This window comes from Rickettsia philipii str. 364D, assembly GCF_000283995.1.
Taxonomy (GTDB): Bacteria; Pseudomonadota; Alphaproteobacteria; order Rickettsiales; family Rickettsiaceae; genus Rickettsia; species Rickettsia rickettsii.
In genome coordinates this window covers 273,073-297,637 of sequence record NC_016930.1, presented here as the reverse complement: position 1 = coordinate 297,637, position 24,565 = coordinate 273,073, and the positions used below count along the sequence as shown (strand labels likewise).

Below are 24,565 nucleotides of genomic sequence, written 5' to 3'. Positions count from 1 at the left end.
CTCAGAAATTTTATATTACTTCATGAAATTGCCACGCTCCTTATAGTCGCTCGCAATGACGTTTTTTGATTTAAGCGATGACTCTCTTAACTTCGTAAGCCTTAGAAATCTTGCAAAAGCAAAAATTATTGAATCTACAAAACCGTCAAAACCAAATACAAAATAGCGTCTGATAAAAAACGCTTTACAAAACCACCATATCATTTCTGTTGTTAAACGAAAATTTGAAAGCTTTTTTCCTTGCTTAACTAAATCTTTTGCTTGCTCGTTAGAATAAAAATTTGCTTTAGTGACCAACTGCTCAATTGAAGTACCCGAATAATGATAAGCAACTTCATTTAATAGATAAATTTTACCTGCAAAATCAACATCTTTATTAAATATTACCGAATCATGAGTAGTACTATTTACGGTATTTGCAAAGCTTGCAAATTTTTTATTATACAACCGAGTACATTTATTAAATGGAGCAAACATTCGTGGCTTTTGGTCATTACGATGCATTATTAACAGCTTTATTTGATAAGCTAAATAACGATCTTGATTATGAGAGGCAAAAATATACTCTATTTCGTCTTGTAACTCTTTAGACAACTCCTCATCGGCATCAATATTAAGAACCCAATCATTTACGCAAAGGCTTTCGGCAAAAGATTTCTGTCCTACATAACCAAGCCACGGTTTTATTACTACCTTTGCTCCTAATTTTTCAGCTATTGCTACCGTATCATCAGTACTTTCACTATCGACTACTATCACCTCATCAGTAATATTTTTTACGCTATTTATAGCTCGTGCTACCCTTGTGGATTCATTTTTGGTAATAATAAATGCTGAGATTTTTTCAGTTAATGACTTATGCATAATACGTATACATTCTAAGAATTTTTACAACTTTTTCTTGTTTATAAACTTCATAAACCAACCTATGTTGAATATTAATTCTTCTTGAATAGCAACCGCTAAAGTCACCAACGAGCTTTTCATATGGAGGGTAAATTTTCCAAGGATCAGTACTAACTATGTTTAATAAAACTTCTACTTTATTCTTTAAACCGGCTTGCACTATTTTCTTAGCATCTTTTTGTGCTTGTATAGTATAACGAATTATATACATTTATAAAAAATTACCAATTTAATTTATCGCTACACTTTGCTATAGGCTCTGCTCGTCCTTCAATTATAGACTTATGCATATTTGGAATAGATAATAAATATAAAGTTTCTTCCATATTATGATAATCTTCTTCTGAAATTATAACTACATTATTTCTTTTACCTTTAATATAAACAGGTTTGTGTACATCAGAAACATAATCTATAAGTTTATAAAGCTTACTTCTTGCTTCGCTTGTATTATATATTTCCATTATTTTTTCCTTATAGTTAGTGAGACTTAATATTAATAACGTACTATAAACAGTACGTTTTGTCAAGGTTATATTCCTACTATCACCCTAAACACCAGCTTAACTACATAAGTTAAAAGGAATGTGGATAATAATCCGCTAAGCCATAGGATAATAAACCATTGCCACCCTTTGAGACAAGAGGTTATTGTTTTAAATTTTTTAATATATCGGATGATGAGATGATTTGCCACGGAATATATAATAACAATAGAATGTGTAGCCAAGTATGACAGGTAGGAATATCCCAGCCCCTATCAACAGTAAAGACTGTGACTCCGGTGCTGCTGCAGCAGTTTCAAGCGTAACTTTATAAGGAACGATATATGGCCATATGCTTATCGCGAGCCCTAAATATCCTAATAAAAATAACAAGATCGTATAAATAAACGGCTTTACTTCTTTTTTCTGCTTAACGGCTTTAATTAACTTGATAAATATTAAAGCAGTTACAATAGGTACAATAGATAAATAGTAAATATTAGGTACACTAAACCAACGATGATTTATTTGGTTATTTAAGAAAGGAACCCATAAGCTTACAAAGCCCATAAAAAGTGCAACGTAAAATAAAATATATAAAGCAGATTTATAAGCCCAATCTTGTGTTGTCTTTTCTGTTTTCAGGATAAGCCAAGTAGCACCCAAGAGTGCATAACCGAATATTAATGCTATCCCCGTCATAACGGAAAAGGGAGTAAGAAAATCAAAGCTCCCTCCTGCAAATTCTCGTCCTTCTATCTCTATTCCTTGGACAAACGTACCAAGCATTAAACCTTGACAAAAAACAGTAATCATAGAACCGAAATGAAAAGCGTAGTCCCAAATATAACGATGACCTATATGAGCCTTAAAACGGAATTCAAAAGCTACACCACGAAATATTAGACCGAGTAACATCAATATAATAGGAATATATAAAGCCGGCATTAATAGCGAATATGCCAACGGGAAAGCCGCAAATAAACCACCGCCGCCAAGTACTAACCAAGTTTCGTTACCGTCCCAAAAAGGAGCAATAGAATTGATCATTTTATGACGGCAATCATCGGTAGGTGCAAACGGAAATAAGATTCCTACTCCTAAATCAAAACCGTCTAATAAAACATAGAAACAAATAGCGGTAGCTACAAGCCCACCCCAAACAAGCGGTAAATCTATATAAGGTGCAAAATTTAACATAAGCTTATTACTTTTCTAATAATGGGTTATTCAAACCACTCTCTCCGTACATTTCTTTATTATCTATCACTGCTATACCTTTCTTTATCAAATGCATTATATAATATATACCCGCTCCGAAAATGATCACATACACTACTATAAAAGCAATTAGAGAAATAAATACATATTTGCCGAGTACCGGTGATACCGTATCCACGGTTTGTAAAATATTATATACTATATAAGGTTGTCTACCTACCTCGGTTACGAACCAACCGGCAAGTACTGCAATAAAACCTGAAGGTGACATTAATATATACCAATATTGAAACCAATGCGTAGTATATAATCTTTTCTTCAAGTAAAGATATAACCCCACAATACCTGTAAATACCATTAAGCAACCGATTCCTACCATAATACGAAAGCTAAAAAATACTACTGCAACCGGCGGACGCTCTTCTTTTGTCCATTCTTTTAATCCTTTCACTTCACCATCTAAACTATGCGTTAAGATTAAACTACTAGCATAAGGTATTTCTACAGCATATTTTGTTTTTTCTTCTTCCCCGTCAGGAAAGCCGATAAGATTAAAAGCTGCTCCTTTGTCTGTATTCCAAATACCTTCCATAGCCGAGACCTTGACCGGCTGATATTTAAGAGTATTTAAACCATGCAGATCACCAATAACTATTTGAATAGGTGCAACGATTAACGCCATTAACACCGCCATAAAAAGCATAATTTTAGCATGCTCTTTATAACGATTATTTAGTAAATAAAAGCTAGCTACACCACCGATAACAAAAGAAGTAGTTAAATAAGCCGCCGTAATCATATGGAAAAAGCGATATGGGAAAGAAGGGTTAAAGATAATTTCTAGCCAATTTAAAGGATAAAAGAATCCTTCGCCTCGCAGTTCAAAACCAGCAGGCGTATGCATCCAGCTACTAGCTGCAAGTATCCAAAAAGCTGAGATTACAGTACCAACGGCAACTATTAACGTAGAAATAAAATGTACTTTTTTACTGACTTTATTAAAGCCGAATAACATTATACCTAAAAAAGAAGATTCGAGGAAAAAGGCAGTAAATACTTCAAAACCAAGAAGCGGACCAAGGACATTTCCAACCTTATCTGAAAAATTCGACCAGTTAGTACCGAATTGATAAGACATTACAACACCCGAAACTACTCCCATACCGAAAGTAACGGCAAAAATCTTCACCCAAAATTTGTATATTTCTTGATAAACCGGCTTTTTTGTTTTCAACCATAACCCTTCAATTACCGCTAAAAAGCTTGCAAGCCCTATAGTAAAAGCAGGGAATATTATATGAAAACTTATGGTAAAAGCAAATTGAATCCTTGATAATAATCCTTGATCAAATTCCATATTTAAGCTGCTGTTTTAAGATAATAAGCTTTGTGACAATAACAATATACTCCCAGTGTAATAACGTATACTTACGTGAGTACCACAGTACTTATAGGACGACGACGTAGCCAATTTTTCAAATTAAGCGAGTATACAGTATTTGATTTAATCATCCACCTTTGCTATTATTAAATTCTATCTGATTAGTTTTAACAAATTTTCCTTTTTCGGAGTTCCAATTATAATGAACATTTACTATTCTTACTTCTGTAACATTAATATCACCATTGGGCAATTGCGTTACATCATACCCTTTTCGGATAGAATCCGTAATTAATAAACTTGCTTGACAAATATATTTTACATCAAAGAACGGAGAATTGTCTTCCTTAGACTTTTCTTGTTCTTCTAAAAAATTATTAGATAATTCTTTTGCTTGCATTTCTAATGATGTTGAAGTTATTTTCTGAATTTTGTAGCATTATTTAAGGTAAGAAGCAAGGCTTGTTTATTATTTTTCCACAGATTTAATATTTTGAGGTATATTTTAAAATAATTAAATTAAAATATGCTCCAAAATAACACGAATTAATATATTATTTTAAAATCGAGGTACATTATCGTGATAAAATACCCTACTTTATCTAAATCAACATTTAGCTTAAGTATTTATTTTTTAAAATTCGATACAGTTAAAATGACTTTATTGACTGTAATTTGTATTGTACTCGGTATGATTCCGGCGATTGATAGTATATTACTTCAGAAAATCATTGATTTAATAGAATCTTTCAGCGATAAGAACGCTAATAATCTTTTATCTTCCATGATTTACTGGGCAGTATTTTATGCTCTTTGGTGGGAGAGTATTAATATAGCATATCGTTCATATGATTATTTGTATCTCAAGACTATGCCCGTAATAAAAGGGAAAATACTAAATGAACTTTATAATTACACCCAATATCATAGCCATAAATTCTTTCAGGATAATCTAGCAGGACATATTAGCAATCGTATTACCGAAACTGCAAGATCGTTTGAGATGATTATTTCAATATTTGGTGAAAAAATTCTTCGTAAACTCGCTATTATTGTATTTGCATTAATTGCTTTATATTCAGTACATTACGTTTTTGCTACGATATTTATTTTATGGATTACGGTTTTTTTAGGACTTAGTGTTCTTTTCTCCGATAAAATCAATAAATACTCATTAAATTATGCTAGAAGCCAATCTTTTGTTGCCGGTAGTATCGTAGATGCAATTAGCAACATTAATGCGGTTAGAATGTTTACAGCCCATAAATTTGAACGTCAACATCTCGAAACAAGAGTAGAAAATGCCGTAGCCGATGAGCAAACTATGCAATTCTTTATGTTCAAATTGCGTTATGCTCTTGGGACTTCTTGTTCAATAATGATTTTTATAATGATTTATTATTTATCTAAACTTCGTAGCGAATTATCTATAAGCATAGGTGATTGCGTATTAGTGCTAACATTATGTATAAATGTAGCAGACGATATTTGGGATTTAACGCAAGAAATCGGTGATATGTTCGAGCAGGTCGGGGCATTTAATCAAGGCTTATCTTTAATGGCACCGCATATTATAACTGATATTGCAAACGCTACTCCATTAGATATCAAAGAAGGGGTTATTGAATTTAGAAATGTTACATTTAATTATCATCATAATAACAATCTATTTTATAATAAATCGGTATTAATACCGAGTAAACAAAAAGTAGGACTAGTTGGATTTTCAGGTTCAGGGAAAACCACTTTTATTAGTTTACTCACGAGGTTACATGATATAGAAGAAGGAATGATTTTAATAGATAATCAAAATATTAAAAACGTAACTCAAGATTCTTTAAGAAAAGCCATTAGCCTTATACCTCAAGAACCGGTGCTTTTTCATCGTACCATTTTGGACAATATCAGATACGGGAAAAAAGAAGCTACTCTTGAGGAGGTTATAGAAGCAGCAAAAGCTGCACATATTCATGATGTTATCGATAATCTACCGGACGGTTACGATACTATGTGCGGTGAACGGGGGAATAACTTATCAGGCGGTCAGCGTCAAAGAATTATCATAGCAAGAGCCATCTTAAAAAATGCTCCTATTTTAATTCTCGATGAAGCAACAAGTAGCTTAGATAGCGAGACGGAAAGCCTGATTCAAGAGTCAATGGATTATTTAATGCAAAATAAAACCGTGATAGTCATTGCCCACAGATTATCTACTTTACTCAATATGGATAGAATTTTAGTTTTTGAAAAGGGAAGTATAATCGATGACGGTAACCATGCAGAATTACTAAAAAATAGTAAGCTATATCAAAAATTATGGAACTCTCAAGTTAAAGGGTTAATAGTGTGAGGAGGTATTACCCATGTTTTATGTCATTCCTGCGAAAGCAGGAATGACATAAAACCAGCCTCAACCTTTAAACTAAATCATTATAAGCCACTATTTCTCCTGTTGCTTCAACTTGAAGTAGTCCGCACTCTGTCATTGCTTTTATTGCACTCTCAGGTAATTCTATCGTATCTGTAGCGTTACTATCAATAATATCTTCAATTTTTAAAATGCATAAAAACTCTAAAGGCGGTATCAATTTAGCTATCTTTCCTCCTAATTCTATTAATGGTTGTTTTATAGAATCATCCGAATCCAAACTCATTTGATTTGAAAATATTATATAGTTCTAATAGGCTTTTTATATACTCATCCTTAGCAACATCTTTTACAACCGGTAATATTGCTGCTTTCCATTGAACAAACGCAGCTAAATCTTTCTTGTCAATAGCCTTAATTTTCTTGTAATCATTCTTACGCAATGTGGATTCAAGCGTTAAAAGAGCTTTCAGAGGTTCATAAATTGCTTCCTTGTCACGGACCATTTGACCGTCAGAATCGAGTATATTCGATTAGCACCATATTGTAACAATACTTTTACCATATCTGTACTCTGCTTACTATCATTCAATTCTCTAGTTAGGTCTACTAAACTTTTAAATGCGGTTTTTCATATTAGCACCATAAGCGAGCAATTTAGTTACCATGGCTATATTTAGGTATAGGACGTACATATTTCTAAATAAGTCATATTGTCACCTGTTACGTAATTAGGACCCACACCATTTTCAATGAGAAATACTGCCATATCAAAATGTTGCGCTGTTAGGGCAGTGTGAAAAACGGTCATACCGCTGTTGTGGTCAAGGATTATATTTGCACCTTTGGCAAGTAGAAGCCTTACTATCCCTTTCTGATTATTATGACACGCAAAATATAAAAAAGATTTAGCCTCACCTTCCAATGTATATACTTCTGTATTTGGATCTTCAATCAAAGCTTTGAATTCTTTGACAAAACTTTCTCTAAAAAATTCATATCTTTTTATTTTATATATATTATTAAATCCCATATTTTCTTCTATATCTTTACTGCTTAATATCTCATGAAATTTATTTCTAATTATATCATCGATTATCAAGTATGTCCCTTAATGATTCAAGTGATAGTATTTTGTATCGTACAGAAAAAAATCATTTTATCAACAAATAGTGGATTTATTAGTAAGCAATCAATAAACTAAAATATTATATTAAATATTGTCATATGCTGTTATAATCACTTTTTTAGCCACTAATATTTAAACAATGAAACTATCTGATTTTGACTTTGATTTACCAAGCGAACTGATCGCACAATATCCATCTAGTGAACGTGATAACTCAGATTTACTAATTGCTGTTACGCCGCCTATTAAAACCAAATTCTACAACATAATAGATTACTTAAAAGAAGGGGACTTATTAGTCTTTAATAATAGTAAGGTAATAAAAGCAAAGTTAAATTTGGGGAAAAATATTACAATAAATTTGAATCAAAAATTATCAGATGATAGTTGGTCGGCTTTTGCTAAACCAGCTCGAAAGCTTCATGTAAATGATGAATTTTATTTTGATAATCATAAGGTAATTATTACCGAAAAACTTGCAATGGGTGAGATTAAAGTAAAATTTGAGCTTAATGATATTTCTGTATTCGAGTTCTTAAATAAATACGGTGAGATGCCGCTACCGGTTTATATTAGGCGTTCACACTCATTATGTCATCCCGTGGCTACGACCACGGGATCCAAAACATATTTAAATAATGACTGGATACCGTGGTCAAACCACGAGATGACAAACACTCAAAACGACAACGACCGCTATCAAACTGTCTATAGCCAAATAGAAGGTTCAGTTGCAGCACCGACAGCAGGCTTGCATTTTACAAAGGATATACTTGATAAGCTTAAGGCAGAAGGCATACAAGCCACATTTTTAACATTACATGTGGGAGCTGGAACTTTTTTACCTGTAAAAACCGAAAATATTCATGAACATAAAATGCATACCGAATATTGCTCTATTACTCCTGACACTGCTGAAATTATCAATAAAGCAAAGCAAGAAGGGAAACGTATTATCGCAGTCGGCACTACAACACTTAGAACACTTGAGAGTTCTTGCAATAACGGCATCGTAAAAGCAGGTAGCTTTAAAACCGATATTTTCATAACCCCAGGTTTTAAATTTCAAACAGCCGATATGCTACTTACTAATTTCCATTTTCCTAAATCTACTTTATTTATGCTTATATGTGCTTTTGCCGGATTTAAAGAGATGCATGAATTATATAAATATGCTATAAAAGAAGCAATGCGTTTTTTTAGCTACGGCGATGCAACGCTTTTATGTAGGAAATGATAATCACAACCGTCATTGCGAGCAACTAAAAGGAGCGTGGCAATCTAGCAAAAATAACAAAAAATGCTAAAGGTTAGCATTTTTCACTGGATCCCGTGGTCAAACCACGGGATGACGGAGGTGAAATTGATCCACGCAACAAAGCCTTCCTGCTTTTAGCTAGGAACGACATTTTAGAAAAAACCTATAACAAACTAGATAAAAAATATTTTGGATGATTAAATCCTCTACTTCATTAATACGAGATTCAAAACAAACTGCTTTACGAGAAGAATTAAAACAGCTGGCAGCAGCACTTAATAAGCCTAAAAGTTTATTCAAATTCTTTAATCAAAACAACTTAGAAAGCGGAATTTATTTACACGGTCCGGTGGGCAGCGGTAAAACTATGCTCATGAATTCTTTTTGTGAAGAATTAACCACACCTAAAATAATAATACATTATCAGAACTTTATGCAGGAAATTCATAAATCTATGCATAAATTACAAACAGCAAATCAAAAAGATATCATCCCTAAAATTGCTAAAAACTATACTAAACAAACTAAAGTGTTATGTATAGATGAGTTTGAAATTAAAGATATTACTGATGCAATGATAATCGGTAGATTGTTTAATGAATTAATACAGCAAAATATTTTTATTTTTATAACTTCTAACACGAGTCCCAATAATCTGTACAAAGACGGATTACAACGAGAATCTTTCTTACCTTTTATAAAGATAATCAATAATACATTTTATGTTAAATATCTAGATAATCAACATGATTATCGATTTGATAAAGCGTTAAGAGTTAAAGAGGCAAGGATAATTTATCCTTTAACTTTAGAAAACCAAAACAAACTTGAAAAAATTATCACGGATATTAGTGATAATAATCTTGCTCCTCAAAATATACAGGTTCTAGGTAGAGAAATATCCTTTCAAAAAGTGCATAAACGAATATTAGTAACAGATTATAATGAATTATTTACAAGAGACTTAAGCTATATCGATTATGTTAATATTTGCCAAAATTTTAACGTTATTATAGTGGGGAACGTTCATACTATCGATGCTAACGATACAAATACAGCCGTTAGATTTATCAACTTTATCGATAATGCCTATTTCTATAAAATACTCTTATTTATGAGCCTAGAAAATAACCCAAATAAAATATATCAAGGTTCAGCACGAGCCGCAGAATTTAAACGCACTATTTCAAGACTAAATGAAATGAATAGCGAATCTTATTTATTAAATAATGATTTTAAGAATTAACTTCAATTTTCGCTAAAAAAGCTTTTTAATTACTAATTAAAATTTATTTACAGATGACCTCTAAGAAACTTAATAAATTCATCAATATTGATCTTTATATCGTCTTCTAAATGCTCTTCTGTTGTCTGATGATCTACATAAAAAGGATAATAATCGCATTACATATAATTTATTCTTTTATAAAAACTTCTAGAGGGAGTTGTACCGTGATCAATCTCTACTACCGTGCATTTTGGAACCGCAAAAATAAAGTTAGCAAATCCTGATCCGTGCGATCCAACTATTATTGTTGCTTTATTAAAAAACTGGGCCTGTTCATACGGGAAGGATAGCGCTAGATATATTACTTTCAAACCGGATCTCTCAATTTTTTCTATTAATTCCTCTTCATTCACTATTGTTCGGGTAGAAGCGTATTTACAAGAAATATATATTTTATCGTATGCTTTACTATTATCTTTAATAAAAATATTTCTTAAATCTTTTTTTAACCATAAAGGCAAAGGTGTACCTTTTACCGGAATAAAAGGTACAGATGGAACAATTAGTCTAGTAGCTTGAATTATACAGTCACTATTTACTACAAAAAGCTTATCTTCCGGTATATTTAAATAATTTAATACTATTTCTAATGACTTAATTTGCCATGAATATTTTAAATTATTAATATAGGTACAATCATATTCAAGAGCTGATTCTTTTAATATAATTAATCTAGGCAAAATTTGTAGCAGCCAATGATACCAATTTTCAGAACCAAAAGATAAAATTACTGCTAATTTTCCATTAAAATATAAACGATTTTCAGTATTAATATCTCGTTTTTTTAATAAACGATGTTGATCACCTAAGCTTGTTTGAGGATCTTGTAGAATATAACCTTCTTGAGTTAAAATTCCACCTTCATTAATTACTGTGACGTTTGGTAACTCTAAAATAAATTGACCAGTATTTTTTTTCTTTAAATAGCTTTTTAATTTCTATGTTAGATTTTAGCGATTCTATGGAAATAAATTGATGTTTATTCTCTCATGCGTAAGCATTACTAATATAGAGAAAGGTAAAAATTATGAATATAAAATATTCTCATAAAGAGAAAGAAAGATAATTAAAAATTTGCATTGCAAGCTTGGCAGCGACTTACTCTCCCATGCCTTATGACATAGTACCATTAGCGCTATGAGGTTTCACATTCGAGTTCGGGATGGGATCGTGTGTTTCACTCATGCTATAACCACCAAGCTAGCAATACAAACTTTTAAAAAGATAGATTTGTATTATATTACTGTTAATGTTGTTGCACGACTCAAAAAAATTCTCAACATCATATCTTAACTTTTACTACGATACTCAGCAAAATAATTTTCGCTGAATATCGTTGCAGGACTACAGTATAACATTAGTTATGCAATAACACTTTTATTAGTTGATAAAACTATTTAACCTGATAACTTTGTGAGTAGATACTACACTCTTATAACATTAACACTATATGCATATGTAATCTCACAGCAAAGTAAATCAATCGAGCTATTAGTATCGGTTAGCTACACACATTACTGTGCTTCCACACCCGACCTATCAACGTGGTGGTCTTCCACGGCTCTAATGGGGAAGTCTAGTTTTGAGGTGGGTTTCCTGCTTAGATGCATTCAGCAGTTATCCCTTCCGTACTTAGCTACCCAGCTGTGCCGTTGGCACGACAACTGGTCCACCAGGGGTACGTCCACCTCGGTCCTCTCGTACTAAAGGCAGATCCTCTCAAACTTCCTACACCCACGGCAGATAGGGACCGAACTGTCTCACGACGTTCTAAACCCAGCTCACGTACCACTTTAATCGGCGAACAGCCGAACCCTTGGGACCTTCTCCAGCCCCAGGATGTGATGAGCCGACATCGAGGTGCCAAACGATTTCGTCGCTATGGACGCTTGGAAATCATCAGCCTGTTATCCCCGGAGTACCTTTTATTCGTTGAGCGATGGCCCTTCCACTCGGGACCACCGGATCACTATGACCGACTTTCGTCTCTGCTCGTCTTGTCAGACTCGCAGTCAGGCTAGCTTATGCCATTGCACTCTAAAAGTTGATTTCCGACCAACCTGAGCTAACCATCGCGCGCCTCCGTTACTCTTTGGGAGGCGACCGCCCCAGTCAAACTACCCACCATGCATTGTCTCGGATCCTGATTCAAGGATCTCGGTTAGATGTCAAGCACCAAAAGGGTGGTATCTCAAGGGTGACTCCACAAAGGCTGACGCCTTCGCTTCGTAGTCTCCCACCTATCCTGCACATCTGATTCCTAACACCAGTGCAAAGCTATAGTAAAGGTTCACGGGGTCTTTCCGTCTGACCGCGGGAACTCCGCATCTTCACGGAGAATTCAATTTCGCTGAGTCGATACTGGAGACAGTGGGGAAATCGTTACGCCATTCGTGCGGGTCGGAACTTACCCGACAAGGAATTTCGCTACCTTAGGACCGTCATAGTTACGGCCGCCGTTCACTGGGACTTCAATTCAGAGCTTGCACCCCTCCTTTTAATCTTCCAGCACTGGGCAGGCGTCAGACCCTATACATCGTCTATTGACTTTGCAGAGCCCTGTGTTTTTAATAAACAGTCGCTACCCCCTAGCTTGTGCCACCTGCACATGGTTGCCCATATACAGGTCATCTTTCTTCCGAAGTTACAGATGCAATTTGCCTAGTTCCTTCAGCATCGTTCTCTCAAGCGCCTTGGTATACTCTACCTGTCCACCTGTGTCGGTTTCGGGTACGGTCTATAATGAAGGTGTTATTTCCTGGAAAATATTCACTGCACAATCAATCCAATAAGACTGTACAATTTACTATTTTCGTCACATCCTTCAGGTTCAGGAATATTAACCTGATTCCCATCGACTACGCCTTTCAGCCTCATCTTAGGGGCCGACTAACCTTGCGCAGATTAACTTTACGCAAGAACCCTTGGACTTTCGGCGAGAATGTTTCTCACATTCTTTATCGCTACTTATGTCAGCATTCTCACTTCCGATACCTCCAGCAAACCTTACGGTTCACCTTCGCAGGCTTACGGAACGCTCCGCTACCATTTATGCCAAATGCATAAACCCGCATCTTCGGTACATGACTTGAGCCCCGTTACATTGTTGGCGCAAGAAAACTTATTTAGACTAGTGAGCTATTACGCTTTCTTTAAATGATGGCTGCTTCTAAGCCAACATCCTAGTTGTTTTGGTCTTCTCACATCCTTTAACACTTAGTCATGATTTAGGGACCTTAGATGGCGGTCTGGGCTTTTTCCCTCTCGACTATGGACCTTAGCACCCATAGTCTGTCTGCTATGCTGTACTCATCGACATTCGGAGTTTGATTGAGTTTGGTAAGTCTGTGGGACCCCCTAGCTCATTCAGTGCTCTACCTTCGATGGTAATCGCTATAACGCTCTACCTAAATAGATTTCGCGGAGAACCAGCTATATCCGAGTTTGATTGGCCTTTCACCCCTAACCACAGCTCATCCCCTACTTTTTCAACAGTAGTGGGTTCGGTCCTTCAGTGGATTTTACTCCGCTTTCAACCTGGCCATGGCTAGATCACCCGGTTTCGGGTCTAATTCATCTAACTAAACGCCCTATTCAGACTCGCTTTCGCTACGCCTACACCTAACGGCTTAAGCTTGCTAGATAAACTAAGTCGCTGACCCATTATACAAAAGGTACGCCGTCACAAGACATATAAATACGCTTGCTCCGACTGCTTGTAAGCATTTGGTTTCAGATACTATTTCACTCCCCTTGTCGGGGTACTTTTCACCTTTCCCTCACGGTACTTGTTCACTATCGGTCACTAGAGAGTACTTAGGCTTAGAGGGTGGTCCCCCTATGTTCAAACAGGATTTCACGTGTCCCGCCTTACTCAAGGACTTCAAACTTTTTACCTATACGGGACTATCACCCTCTATGGTCAACCTTTCCATGTTGTTTTAGTTATTTTTTTGAAGCCACTGGCCTGGTCCGCGTTCGCTCGTCACTACTAACGGAGTCTCGGTTGATGTCCTTTCCTCCAGCTACTTAGATATTTCAGTTCGCTGGGTTTGCCTCATATAGCTATGTATTCACTATACAATACCTAATAAATTAGGTAGGTTTCCCTATTCGGAAATCTTCGGATCAAAGTTTATTCGCAACTCCCCGAAGCTTATCGCAGCGTATTACGTCCTTCATCGCCTTCTAGTGCCAAGGCATCCACCAAATGCTCTTATTATATTTACTTATGCTTTTAACTTGAGATTACACAATGCATACAGAATTAATTTCACAATTATTTTTCTTATTTTCAGCATCTACTCACGATATAAATTTTTATTATCGCGGTGTATTTAGTTTTTAGCTTTACCAACTTTTTAAACAGCTACAAAGTTTTACGTTTCAAACCTTGTGTGATGATTTTATATCTATATTTTTAAAGCTTGTCAAACACTAATTTCAAATAATTTTAATTTTATTTCTTATGAGAGGGCTTAAAGTTATTTTAACCTCTTTTTAAGGTAGGCTTTGTCGGCTTTTTGTTTAGATTTGTAGTCCCTAATTTTGTATCTACCTTACCGCCTAAATCTTCAAACAAAAATCTGCCTTTTTGTAAAATATGATTTACTGCTGTTATTTCTCCTTCTCTGTTTATCAAACCGCTTTGAGTTTTAACCCATAATAATTTACCGTCTTTTCTAAAGACTGGATTTTCATCAATTGCAAAATCTTTAGTTATACTTAAATTACCGTTCTTATCAAATTTACCTAAAATATTTTTCTGTAAATCAGCAAATACGGCATGAGCGTATAATTTTGAAATTTCTTTTATTTGTTTTGGATCGTTTATATGTTCGCCGGCTTTGTTAATAAAGCCGCTAATTTCATATTGAGATGTTTTACCATGTGGAGTTTTTGTCACAAGAAATTGAGTTTCCGTAAGTAGCTTAGTTTGATCCTCTACTTCATCATCTACTATAGATGCTTATAATGCTATCAAAGCTTTGTTACCATATTAATTACTTTCCTTTTTAAAGAATAAATATCACTATTCTTTTCAAACTTTGAGGTAAACTCCTTAACGTCTCAATTATCATTAAACCTAACTTCTTTTTTATCTTTACCCATAATAATACTCTTATTTTAATACTGTATCTTTTAAAATATTTGTACCACGTAAAAATTCTTCTATATTCAAAGCTTTTTTACTCTCTTGCTGAAGTTTTTTCACGCGTAATATACCGCTTCCACAAGCTATTTCCAGCTTATCGCTAATAACGGTACCGGAAGTAAAGTGATGATCCGCATTTAAATATTCTGCTTCAAGGATTTTAATTATTTTATCATTATAACTAAAATATACTCCGGGCCAAGGATTCATGCCCCTTATTTTACAATCTATTTTATATGCGGATTCATGCCAATTAATTTTTCCTTCTGCTTTAGTTAATTTATGAGCATACGTAACGCCGTCACTTGGCTGTGTTATTGGTACTATATTATCGATATTTGCAAGTGTTTTAATTAATAACTCCGCTCCGAGATTTGCACATTTGTTATGCAGTTCTTCCAATGTTATTCTTTCTTCTAAATCAAAATCTTCTTTCATCAATATATCACCTGTATCAAGCCCTGTATCCATACGCATAATACATACACTACTTTTCCGGTCACCCTCTATAATAGTACGCTGCAGAGGAGCCGCTCCTCTGTGACGAGGCAAATCAGATGGATGGATATTAAGACAGCCGTATTTCTTAGCTTCTAATATAGCTTTCGGCACAATAAAACCATAGGCAATAACAACTATAATATCAGCATTAACTTTATTAATTAGATGTATTATTTCATCATTACGAAGAGTAGAAGGAGTATAAACAGGAATTTGATGCTCAAATGCTAATTGATGTATTGGAGATTTAGCTAAGTTAAGTCCTCTGCCCTTAGCTTTAGGTTGCTGTGTAAAAACAGCTTTAACTTCGTGATGAGTTATAAGTTTTTTAAGAGCGGGAACAGCGAATTCAGGCGTTCCCATAAAGATTACTTTCACACTATATTATTTTTAAGTTTCTTAAGCTTACGAAGTACTACATCTCGTTTTAAATTACTTAAATAATCAATCATAAGCTTACCTTCTAAATGATCATACTCATGCTGGATAACTCTTGCAAGCCAATCATTTGCTTTAAGCTCTTGCGATTTACCATGATAGTCTAAATACCTAATCTTTATAGATTCCGGTCTTGCCACCTCAATACGTTGCTCCGGTAATGAGATACAACCTTCGTTAGCCGTAACTAGCTCTTCTGCTTTTTCTATTATTTCAGGATTCACTATAAAAAGCGGATAAAAATCTTTTGGTCTTGCTACCGAATCATGATCTTGTATATCAATTACTAAAATACGTTTCAATACCCCTACTTGTACTGCTGCAAGCCCTGCACCGTCTTCATGGTACATAGTTTTAAGCATATCATCCATAAATTTTCGTGTTTGATCGGTACACTCTAAAACCGGCTGAGATTTCTGCTTTAATCTTTCATCAGGTGCCGTTACTATCGGTAATATTGACATAATTAAATCTTAATATTTAATTTTAATATACTATAAAATCACCAAAATGTAAAGAAAGCAAACCTGCCTAATTCCGGCAATAGTTGCATAATAAACTCACCTATTTGCAATAATTTGTCGAATTAATAATATTTAGTAAAAAATAATAGCAAATATCAGATAACATGTTAATAAATAAGGCTTGCATAAAATTAAGGAGGAATAATAATGCATTGGGGTGATATTGAAGAAATTGCAGAACAACTCGAAGAACATTGTAGCGATCAGTATAATGAAAAAAAAAATTTCATTATTAAAGCTAGAGAAACTGATTAGAGATTTAAAGGACTTTGAAGATGGAGAGAAAAAAGTCGAAGAAGTTACATTAGAAGAAATTTTAGACAAATGGGAAGAATTACGTGAAGAAATTAGAGAAATCGATTAAGTAGCTTTTGAGTTATTTTTAGACATTTATAAATTAACTTTATAAAAATACATTATAATCAATAAAAATATAGCAACTGCCTGAAAAAAAACCCTTAAAGTCATTAACTTTGAACTAAATTTCTTATCAAACTTTCCTGCGATAGCCATCGATACTACCCCTATAATAAGCACCGCAACGGTTAAACCAATCACAATTAATAACCACATCATAATTTATTACCAATATATCACTTTCCACACAAAGATTATATGCTTGTTCTCTTTTAAATCAATTATATAATATTTGAGATTTGATTAAAAAATTCACTAATTCTTCGTAAAAAATAATAATTCAAGGAACACAAATATCTAATTTATCAAATATAGATAATTCAACAATTACTTTAAAAGCAAAAGAGATATTAGGCTCTTGCGTTCTTATTAATTTTTGCTCAAAAATATCTAAAAACACAAATAATTTAATTTTCTGCACGCAAGAACCTAGAGTATTTTGAGAAACCTCGTCCTATTGCTAAAATATTTATTAATGCTCACGGTGGAACATGACTTGCTCTGTGCAAATTTGCTTAAATTAAGCTTTCTGAGTTACACTATATATATTATCTATCAGTTTAACAAAAGCACCATTTCCTAAAACATTAGCACAAGTGATCACAGGATCAAATAAGATATAAAGAGCTGTAATCAGAGACATCATATTAGTATTAAAACCTAGATATTGTTCAAGTATAGGGCGCATTACAATAATTCTACCACCTGGTATAGCTGCTACTGAAAATTTTGCCAATACAAAATAAAAAGTAAAATAATTAAATAAAGTAGGTTCAGCTAATCCATAACTTTTTAGTATAGCATAAGCCAAAATCGATATGGCAAAACAATCGCCAACAAGATGAATATTGACTGTTATTGGTCAACGGTAGGTACGAGCGAGTGCTTTATTATTTGTATTATTTTCTGCTCCTATTATACTAAGTGGCATACTTATAACACTAGACATTGCACTAAATCCACTTATAGACGCTGGCATCATATTACTAAAGCTAGCTATGCATTCCTTAACTCGACAGTTACTCAAAATAAAATAAGCAAGAAAGATATAACCAAACTGAGCAAATACGATCGTCACAAAAATGAACATATAATCTTTAATAATTATATCTAATACTTCATCAAACTGTAGTTTTACGATAAAGCCCATTATAAATAAGGGCATTATATAGATCAACAATCGCAATATTTTTGCAACAAATGCTTCTAGCTTACAAGCCAATCCAATTGCAACTTCAGCACACAACTTTGAGGAAATAAAGCTTAAGATAATACTACTAAATACGATTTTATCATTAGAAATAATATTAGGAAAATTAAGCAACAATAAAGGCTTTAAACTAGCATTTTCTATAGGAGAGATCATTGATAAAGCGAATTGATATATGTATATACCTACATAATGACTTATGAAGGTAGAACAAACATTAGACCCACATACTAGTAATAATATTAAAAAAACTATACGTGTTGCATCTTGGACTAGCATTACAACAGATTTAAAAAGTAAACCAAAAATAATTAAAGGCAGCAATAATCCAATTATAGAAATAGATAGACTTATTGAATACAATAACCTTTGTACTTCTAAACTCATTAGTGGGTTTAACAATATGATAGCTATGATAATAGCCATTAAAATAAGTAGCATTTTACGCAACATAAAACTTACCTAATAATTAGTTAATTTAAATAGATGAATATAATTAAAAGAAAGATATAGAGATATTGTTACCGGCTTAGACCGGTTATAGTAGTAAAAAAAGACTGGAAAGTTAATATCTGCATATTAATTCAACATACAGTTATTATAGAGAGAAAAATTAGTGTTGCAATACTTTTCTAGAAGTTCTTTTTTTTTGGGGGTATTGTTAACTAAAAGCAGATCAATTAATAAATTAACGTCATTGCGAGGAAAATTACAAAGTACGTCTGCAATCTCAGGAGTTTTATTATTTCATGAGATTGCCACGTAACCTATGGCTGCTCACAAGGCATTGTTGCGTGAAGCAATTTCACCTCTGTCATCCCGTGGCTTGACCACGGGGTGACACAGTGGGTTTTACCGGTCCACGCAACAATACCTCCTCGCAATGATGACTTAGGTATCTATGCAAAATGCTTTCGCAAGAATGACATCGAGAGCTTTTTAAGAGCTATGCGGGAATCACAACGCCTCAGCCCTTACACCTCTTCAGATTGCTCTAATCCCTCTTCCTCTAACTCACTATCTTCTTCTCTTTCAGCAGTTTCAGCAATTAAAGAGACAGACACGACTTTTTCACCATCATCTAGCTTAAATAGGATTACGCCGCTAGTATTACGTCCCGTAATACGTACTGACTCAAGTTTACAGCGAATTAACTTACCGCTATTGGTAATCAGCATTAACTCATCATCCATTTTAACCGGCATAACACCGACGACTAAACCAGTTTTGTCGTTAATATCCATATTGATTATACCGCTACCGCCACGGTCAGTAATTCTATAGCCATAAGCTGAACTTCTCTTACCAAAACCGTTCTCAGTTACGGTTAAAATGAATTCTTCGGAATTTGCCATTTCTACAATAGCCGGGGCAGTTAAGCTTACGCCAAGTTCTTCAGGATTAAACTCCTCACCTTTAGCAATCTCTAATCTCTGCTCCCACGGCACTGATAAATAAGCATCTCTATCCTCTTTTGTACTACTAATACCTTTAAGCACAGTCATAGAAATTACGGAATCCTCTTTGGCAAGCTTCATACCTCGTACCCCATCAGAAGTACGGCTCTTAATAACACGCAGCGATTCAACAGGGAATCTTAAAGCTTTACCGGCTTTGGTAGCAAGTAAAATATGCTCATCTTCTTTACATGGTTTTACATCTATTAATTTATCGTCCTCATCAAGCCTAATAGCAATTTTACCGTTCGACTGAAGCTTTGTGAAATCTAATAAATCGCTTCTTCTGATATTACCTTTGGCAGTTGCGAACATAATGTTTAAATTATCCCTCTCATCCTGATTTTCAGGTAGCGGCATAATATTCGTAATATGCTCATTTGCTTTCAGCGGTAATATATTAACCATCGGTCTACCCTTACCCTGCGGATTACTTAAAGGCAGTTTATACAGTTTTAAACTATAAACCTGACCGATATTTGAGAAGAACAACATAGAAGTATGGGTACTACCGACAAAAACTTGCGTGGTAATATCTTCATCACGCATTGAAAGCCCTGATCTTCCTTTACCGCCACGTTTTTGCGCACGATAGCTACTTAGAGGTACACGCTTGATATACCCGCCAAGCGTTACGGTTACAACCATTTCTTCACGCTGAATTAAATCTTCTATATCTTGATCAAATTCGCCAAATTCAATTGAAGTAAGACGAGGAGTCGCAAATTCTTCTTTAACTTTAATGAGCTCTTCCTTTAAAATTTCAAGTAACCTTGTACGAGAGCCAAGTATATTAAGATATTCGGTGATTTCCGTAGTGAGGTTCTTTAAATCCTCTTCAAGCTTGTTTTTCTCCATAGCGGTAAGGCGTTGCAATCTCATTTCTAAGATTGCCTTAGCTTGCACTTCGGTAAAGTTACATTTACCCTGCTCGTTTAACATTGCTTTATCATCAACCAACTTTACAAGAGGTAGGATATTTAATGCTTCCCACTGACGAGCCATTAATTCTTGTTTAGCTGCATTCGGGTCATTTGAAGCTTTAATAATACGTATTATTTCATCGATATTACTAACGGCAATAGTTAGTCCTAGTAAAATATGAGCTCTATCTCTTGCTTTATTGAGTAAATATATAGTACGGTTAGTAACTACTACTTCCCTAAAACTAACGAAAGCTGCAATTACTTCTTTCAAATTCATCACTTTCGGTAACCCGTCTTTAAGAGCAAGCATAATAACACCAAAGCTAGTTTGTAGCTGCGTACATGCGTATATTTGATTTAAGACTACTTCAGCAACTACGTCTTTCTTTAACTCAATAAAAATCCTTACACCGTTTTTATTCGATTCATCACGTAAATCACTTATACCTTCTATACGCTTTTCCTTAACCATTTGAGCGATTTTCTCAACAAGCCTTGCCTTATTTACCATATACGGTATTTCGGTAATAATAATTGCTTGACGGCTATTACCGATATTCTCAATCTCGGCTCGACCTCGTATAATGATACTACCTCTACCAGTAAGATATGCCGATCTAATACCGCTAATGCCTAAAATCATTGAACCTGTAGGAAAATCCGGTCCTTTAACAACTTCAAGTAAATCTAATATTTCTATATCATTATTATCTATATATAAACAGCACGCATCGATAACCTCACCAAGATTATGAGGCGGGATATTAGTTGCCATACCGACCGCAATGCCTCCGCTACCGTTCACCAATAAATTGGGAAACATTGCAGGAAGTACGGAAGGCTCTTCTTCAGAACCATCGTAATTAGGGTTAAAGCTGACAGTCTCTTTATCGATATCCTCTACGAGCTTATACGCAACTTTAGCCATTCGAGATTCGGTATATCTCATTGCTGCCGCCGCATCACCATCCATCGAACCGAAATTACCCTGCCCGTCTACAAGCGGTAAACGCAAGGAAAAATCTTGTGCCATACGTACTAACGCATCGTAAATAGCACTATCGCCGTGCGGATGGTATTTACCCATCACGTCACCGACTATTCTAGCGGATTTTCTATAAGGTTTACTAGCATGATTACCGGCTTCATGCATGGAATAGATAATTCGGCGATGTACCGGCTTTAAGCCGTCCCGAACATCCGGTATAGCTCTACTTACTATAACGCTCATAGCATAATCAAGATAAGATACTTTCATCTCATCTTCGATATTTACCGGTACTAAATTAGAAGAAGATTTATCAGTCACGATTACTTAGCCTTAAATTTAATGAATTATATTTAATAATAGAGACATAATAAATTTCTTTCAAGGATTGCTTGTATTTATAATCGTGGCATTGTTTCTAAGTTACCGATGTCATTGCTGCGGGGCATTGTTGCGCGGATGCCTATGTCATTCCTGCGAAAGCAGGAATCTAGTTTTTTAAGCAAATTATATACTAAATTTTTATGTAATTTTCTTTGTTTATCATTTTTTACTGGATTCCCGCTTGCGTGGAAATGACATAAACGAACCATACAACAAGGCCTTTAGTCGCTTACAATGACGACATCAACCGTTTCTATGCAATAACATAATCGTAAAAGTTAACAAACTTTATTATATATTAGAATTATTTTATACTTTCTAAATATAATGAACGCTGCTCTATTCTTGTTATCTCATCTACCATTACCTATTCTGCTAACCTTTGTTTAAACTGAGCTCTTAGTTTTCTAAATCTTTATTTTTCTTAGAGAACGGTAATATTTTAGATAATAATTTATTATTTTTATTGAACATGTAGTTGCTCCCGTGATTACACTTAAATTGCTCAAGTTTTAACCACCGAAGATTTTAACTTCGGGTGGTTGGGACGTTCAAAGAACCGTCACAGAACAGTTATAATAGCTTTTAGGTTTAAAGCTTACACTTTAAACCTTGTACATAGCTACTATCCCCCGACCATGAAGTCGAGGATTATACCATTTATACGGCTGATAATACCGCTGAGGATAGAGGCTTTGAAACCCCGGAATAACGTCACCGCTATTCTTGCAAGAGATTTTAGCCAATTTTTTGAAATATCAATTAGCTATCCATGTCATTCCTGCGTGGATCAGTTTTTTTGTCATTGCGAGGAAAATTACATAGTAATTTGACGCAGCAATCTTGAGAAAAATTCCTGAGATTGCCACGCAGCCTATGGCTGCTCGCAATGACGACTTGATATCCACGCAACAAAACCTCCGCGGGAATGACATCGAGCTGGTTTTACCAAACCACTTAATAAAGCTTGTAGTTGATATAATGATAAATTTTAAGAAGGTTCCTCTTCTTGCTGTTTATACCAAAGTTCGGCATAATAGCCTTTGTGCTGTAGCAAGGTTTTATGGTTGCCCCGCTCAACTATATAACCGTGATCTAAAACGATAATCTCATCTGCATCGATAATAGTTGAGAGTCTATGGGCAATGATAAGGGTAGTATGGTGAGCCGAGATCTCTTTAAGGCGTGCTTGAATTAGCTTTCCGGCTTTAGTATCAAGCGAACTTGTTGCCTCATCAAAAACATATATTGCTGGATTTTTTAAGATGGTTCTTGCAATTGCAATACGCTGTTTCTCACCGCCCGAAAGCTTTAAGCCTCATTAAACTTTATCGCCTCATATTCTTCATTACCGAAATATTTAATGGTCTCAAAATTCAGTAAACTATCGATTGCTCTATTATTGGCGGTGTTATCGCTTTGGTTCATTTCCCTTGCAAAAGAAATACGCCAAATACTGATTAGGCAAGTATAACCAACATAAACTATCATTGTTATTAAAATAGTTACGGCAAACCAAATACTGTAAACATACCATAACATCCCGCTTACTAATATAATTTCTACGCTTGTCGGAAAAATATTAAATAACGAATACCGCAGTACTACTTCAATACCTTTAGTACCACGCTCTATTGACCTACTTAAGCCCCCTGTCTTTCTAGTAATGTGAAAACGCATACTTAAAGCATGTACTTAAAGACATTTAGAGCAACTAAGCGAGTTACTTGATGCCCTACTTTTGAAAAAAAGATATTTCGTAATTCACTGTTGAACAAGTATTTTTGTTCCGCCATATGCAACAATAATCCCAATCATAACCGAAAGAGCAAAGTTTTTATTTAGCCCATTTATTATATATTTATAACCAATAGGAACGAAAATATTTATTACTTTAGCTATGACTAGACAAATAAGAGAGGTAACAATACGCAGGCGTATATCAAAATCCTTCGACCATAAATACGGCAGAAGTAGAGAGAATGAATTTTTGCGAGTTTTGTTTTTGAACATTTTAAAGTTTTGGTAGTTTTCAGCATCATTGCAAGCGGGCATTGCTCACGTGGATACTAAATCGTCATTGCAAGCGACCGTAGGGAGCGTGGCAATCTCATAAAATAATAACAACCTCCTTAGATTGCTTCGTCAATTACTTCGTAATTTCCTTGCAATGACGTTTTTATTAATTACGCTCCGGCAGCAGGTGAAGTCGTCTTTGGCTGATTTTCTAACAGCTTATCTAGCCTTCCCTCTTTTTCAAGATCAAACAGAGCATCACAACCGCCAACATGCATATTATCTATAAATATCTGCGGGACGGTCTTTTTTCCACCGGATTTCTTAATAAATTTTTCTTTCTCTTCCTGAGTAAAATTACTTAATTCAATTTCCTCATAAGCAACATTTTTCTCATCAAGCAATGCTTTAGCTTTTATACAATAAGGACAACTAGCGAGAGTATAAACAATAATTGTGTGTAATATAGCTTTATTCATAATGTTATATTTTTTTGTGAGATTTTAATATATT

21 protein-coding genes, 2 rRNA genes and 2 pseudogenes are annotated in these 24,565 nt (G+C 34.5%); 4 read left to right on the top strand and 21 right to left on the bottom strand.

All coding sequences use genetic code 11. The features are described from left to right. Positions 1–15: 15 nt before the first annotated feature. The 6 genes from RSA_RS01485 to RSA_RS01460 all read right to left on the bottom strand — a co-directional run bounded on the left by RSA_RS01485 (position 16) and on the right by RSA_RS01460 (position 4,393). Positions 16–864, bottom strand: a complete 849-nt coding sequence (locus tag RSA_RS01485; protein ID WP_012150509.1) for a glycosyltransferase family 2 protein — start codon at positions 862–864, stop codon at positions 16–18. Then, positions 857–1,117 (bottom strand): Txe/YoeB family addiction module toxin, encoded by a 261-nt coding sequence (locus RSA_RS01480; RefSeq protein ID WP_014364487.1) that lies wholly within the window; start codon positions 1,115–1,117, stop codon positions 857–859. The genes RSA_RS01485 and RSA_RS01480 overlap by 8 nt, the downstream gene beginning before the upstream one ends. A gap of 10 nt (positions 1,118–1,127) precedes the next feature. Further along, the gene (locus tag RSA_RS01475) at positions 1,128–1,370 is read right to left on the bottom strand and encodes a type II toxin-antitoxin system Phd/YefM family antitoxin (RefSeq protein ID WP_012150507.1); all 243 of its coding nucleotides are present in this window, start codon (positions 1,368–1,370) and stop codon (positions 1,128–1,130) included. A 201-nt stretch (positions 1,371–1,571) separates the two neighbouring features. Continuing rightward, positions 1,572–2,591, bottom strand: coding sequence for a cytochrome d ubiquinol oxidase subunit II (cydB, locus tag RSA_RS01470; protein ID WP_012150506.1), 1,020 nt, complete (start codon positions 2,589–2,591; stop codon positions 1,572–1,574). A 7-nt stretch (positions 2,592–2,598) separates the two neighbouring features. Then, positions 2,599–3,969, bottom strand: coding sequence for a cytochrome ubiquinol oxidase subunit I (locus RSA_RS01465; RefSeq protein ID WP_014364486.1), 1,371 nt, complete (start codon positions 3,967–3,969; stop codon positions 2,599–2,601). A gap of 151 nt (positions 3,970–4,120) precedes the next feature. After that, positions 4,121–4,393 carry a DUF2671 domain-containing protein gene (locus RSA_RS01460; RefSeq protein WP_012150504.1) on the bottom strand — a complete coding sequence of 91 codons (273 nt, stop codon included), beginning with the start codon at positions 4,391–4,393 and terminating at the stop codon, positions 4,121–4,123. A 180-nt stretch (positions 4,394–4,573) separates the two neighbouring features. Here RSA_RS01460 and RSA_RS01455 point away from each other — a divergent pair, with 180 nt between their 5' ends. Beyond that, a complete protein-coding gene (locus tag RSA_RS01455; protein ID WP_014364485.1) occupies positions 4,574–6,343 on the top strand; it encodes an ABC transporter ATP-binding protein in 1,770 nt (589 codons plus the stop codon). 67 nt (positions 6,344–6,410) lie between these two features. On the opposite strand, the gene RSA_RS01450 is transcribed toward RSA_RS01455, so the two are convergent. The 3 genes from RSA_RS01450 to RSA_RS01440 form a co-directional block, all read right to left on the bottom strand. Continuing rightward, the gene (locus RSA_RS01450) at positions 6,411–6,647 is read right to left on the bottom strand and encodes a hypothetical protein (protein WP_041472323.1); all 237 of its coding nucleotides are present in this window, start codon (positions 6,645–6,647) and stop codon (positions 6,411–6,413) included. After that, positions 6,628–6,867, bottom strand: coding sequence for a hypothetical protein (locus RSA_RS01445; RefSeq protein ID WP_041472322.1), 240 nt, complete (start codon positions 6,865–6,867; stop codon positions 6,628–6,630). Before RSA_RS01445 ends, RSA_RS01450 begins: the two co-directional genes overlap by 20 nt. Before the next feature lie 170 nt (positions 6,868–7,037). Then, a complete protein-coding gene (locus tag RSA_RS01440) occupies positions 7,038–7,463 on the bottom strand; it encodes an ankyrin repeat domain-containing protein (RefSeq protein ID WP_014364484.1) in 426 nt (141 codons plus the stop codon). A 166-nt stretch (positions 7,464–7,629) separates the two neighbouring features. Here RSA_RS01440 and queA point away from each other — a divergent pair, with 166 nt between their 5' ends. Both queA and zapE read left to right on the top strand, forming a co-directional pair. Further along, positions 7,630–8,727 carry a tRNA preQ1(34) S-adenosylmethionine ribosyltransferase-isomerase QueA gene (queA, locus tag RSA_RS01435; protein WP_014364483.1) on the top strand — a complete coding sequence of 366 codons (1,098 nt, stop codon included), beginning with the start codon at positions 7,630–7,632 and terminating at the stop codon, positions 8,725–8,727. Positions 8,728–8,941: 214 nt separating this feature from the next. Then, positions 8,942–9,994, top strand: a complete 1,053-nt coding sequence (gene zapE / locus RSA_RS01425) for a cell division protein ZapE (RefSeq protein WP_014364482.1) — start codon at positions 8,942–8,944, stop codon at positions 9,992–9,994. Between the two features lie 158 nt (positions 9,995–10,152). On the opposite strand, the gene RSA_RS01420 is transcribed toward zapE, so the two are convergent. The 6 genes from RSA_RS01420 to def all read right to left on the bottom strand — a co-directional run bounded on the left by RSA_RS01420 (position 10,153) and on the right by def (position 16,594). Then, entirely contained in the window at positions 10,153–10,716 is a 564-nt protein-coding gene (locus RSA_RS01420; protein ID WP_014364481.1) for a glycosyltransferase family 61 protein, read from the bottom strand. A gap of 405 nt (positions 10,717–11,121) precedes the next feature. Continuing rightward, positions 11,122–11,236, bottom strand: a 5S ribosomal RNA gene (rrf, locus tag RSA_RS01415). A 270-nt stretch (positions 11,237–11,506) separates the two neighbouring features. Next, positions 11,507–14,267: ribosomal RNA gene (locus tag RSA_RS01410) — 23S ribosomal RNA — on the bottom strand. Positions 14,268–14,525: 258 nt separating this feature from the next. Further along, complete coding sequence (locus RSA_RS01405; RefSeq protein ID WP_014364480.1) at positions 14,526–14,942, bottom strand: hypothetical protein; 417 nt, start codon at positions 14,940–14,942, stop codon at positions 14,526–14,528. A 216-nt stretch (positions 14,943–15,158) separates the two neighbouring features. Beyond that, a complete protein-coding gene (gene fmt / locus RSA_RS01400) occupies positions 15,159–16,070 on the bottom strand; it encodes a methionyl-tRNA formyltransferase (protein ID WP_014364479.1) in 912 nt (303 codons plus the stop codon). Continuing rightward, on the bottom strand, positions 16,067–16,594 hold the full coding sequence (def, locus tag RSA_RS01395; protein WP_014364478.1) for a peptide deformylase: 528 nt from the start codon (positions 16,592–16,594) through the stop codon (positions 16,067–16,069). Before def ends, fmt begins: the two co-directional genes overlap by 4 nt. A 271-nt stretch (positions 16,595–16,865) precedes the next feature. On the opposite strand from def, the gene RSA_RS01390 reads away from it, so the two are divergent. Then, on the top strand, positions 16,866–17,018 hold the full coding sequence (locus RSA_RS01390; protein WP_012150493.1) for a Fe-S cluster assembly protein IscX: 153 nt from the start codon (positions 16,866–16,868) through the stop codon (positions 17,016–17,018). Positions 17,019–17,044: 26 nt separating this feature from the next. Here RSA_RS01390 and RSA_RS01385 read toward each other — a convergent pair whose 3' ends face one another. The 6 genes and pseudogenes from RSA_RS01385 to grxC form a co-directional block, all read right to left on the bottom strand. Beyond that, the gene (locus tag RSA_RS01385; RefSeq protein ID WP_014364477.1) at positions 17,045–17,230 is read right to left on the bottom strand and encodes an HIG1 domain-containing protein; all 186 of its coding nucleotides are present in this window, start codon (positions 17,228–17,230) and stop codon (positions 17,045–17,047) included. Between the two features lie 121 nt (positions 17,231–17,351). Then, positions 17,352–17,492, bottom strand: a complete 141-nt coding sequence (locus RSA_RS01380) for a hypothetical protein (RefSeq protein ID WP_012262260.1) — start codon at positions 17,490–17,492, stop codon at positions 17,352–17,354. A gap of 99 nt (positions 17,493–17,591) precedes the next feature. Then, a pseudogene (locus RSA_RS08285) lies at positions 17,592–18,668 on the bottom strand (cation:dicarboxylate symporter family transporter). 587 nt (positions 18,669–19,255) lie between these two features. Beyond that, positions 19,256–21,973 (bottom strand): DNA topoisomerase (ATP-hydrolyzing) subunit A, encoded by a 2,718-nt coding sequence (gene gyrA / locus RSA_RS01355; protein WP_014364474.1) that lies wholly within the window; start codon positions 21,971–21,973, stop codon positions 19,256–19,258. Between the two features lie 1,054 nt (positions 21,974–23,027). After that, positions 23,028–24,049: pseudogene (locus tag RSA_RS01345) on the bottom strand (ABC transporter transmembrane domain-containing protein). A gap of 173 nt (positions 24,050–24,222) precedes the next feature. Then, positions 24,223–24,531 carry a glutaredoxin 3 gene (grxC, locus tag RSA_RS01340; RefSeq protein WP_014364473.1) on the bottom strand — a complete coding sequence of 103 codons (309 nt, stop codon included), beginning with the start codon at positions 24,529–24,531 and terminating at the stop codon, positions 24,223–24,225. Between the last annotated feature and the right edge of the window lie 34 nt (positions 24,532–24,565).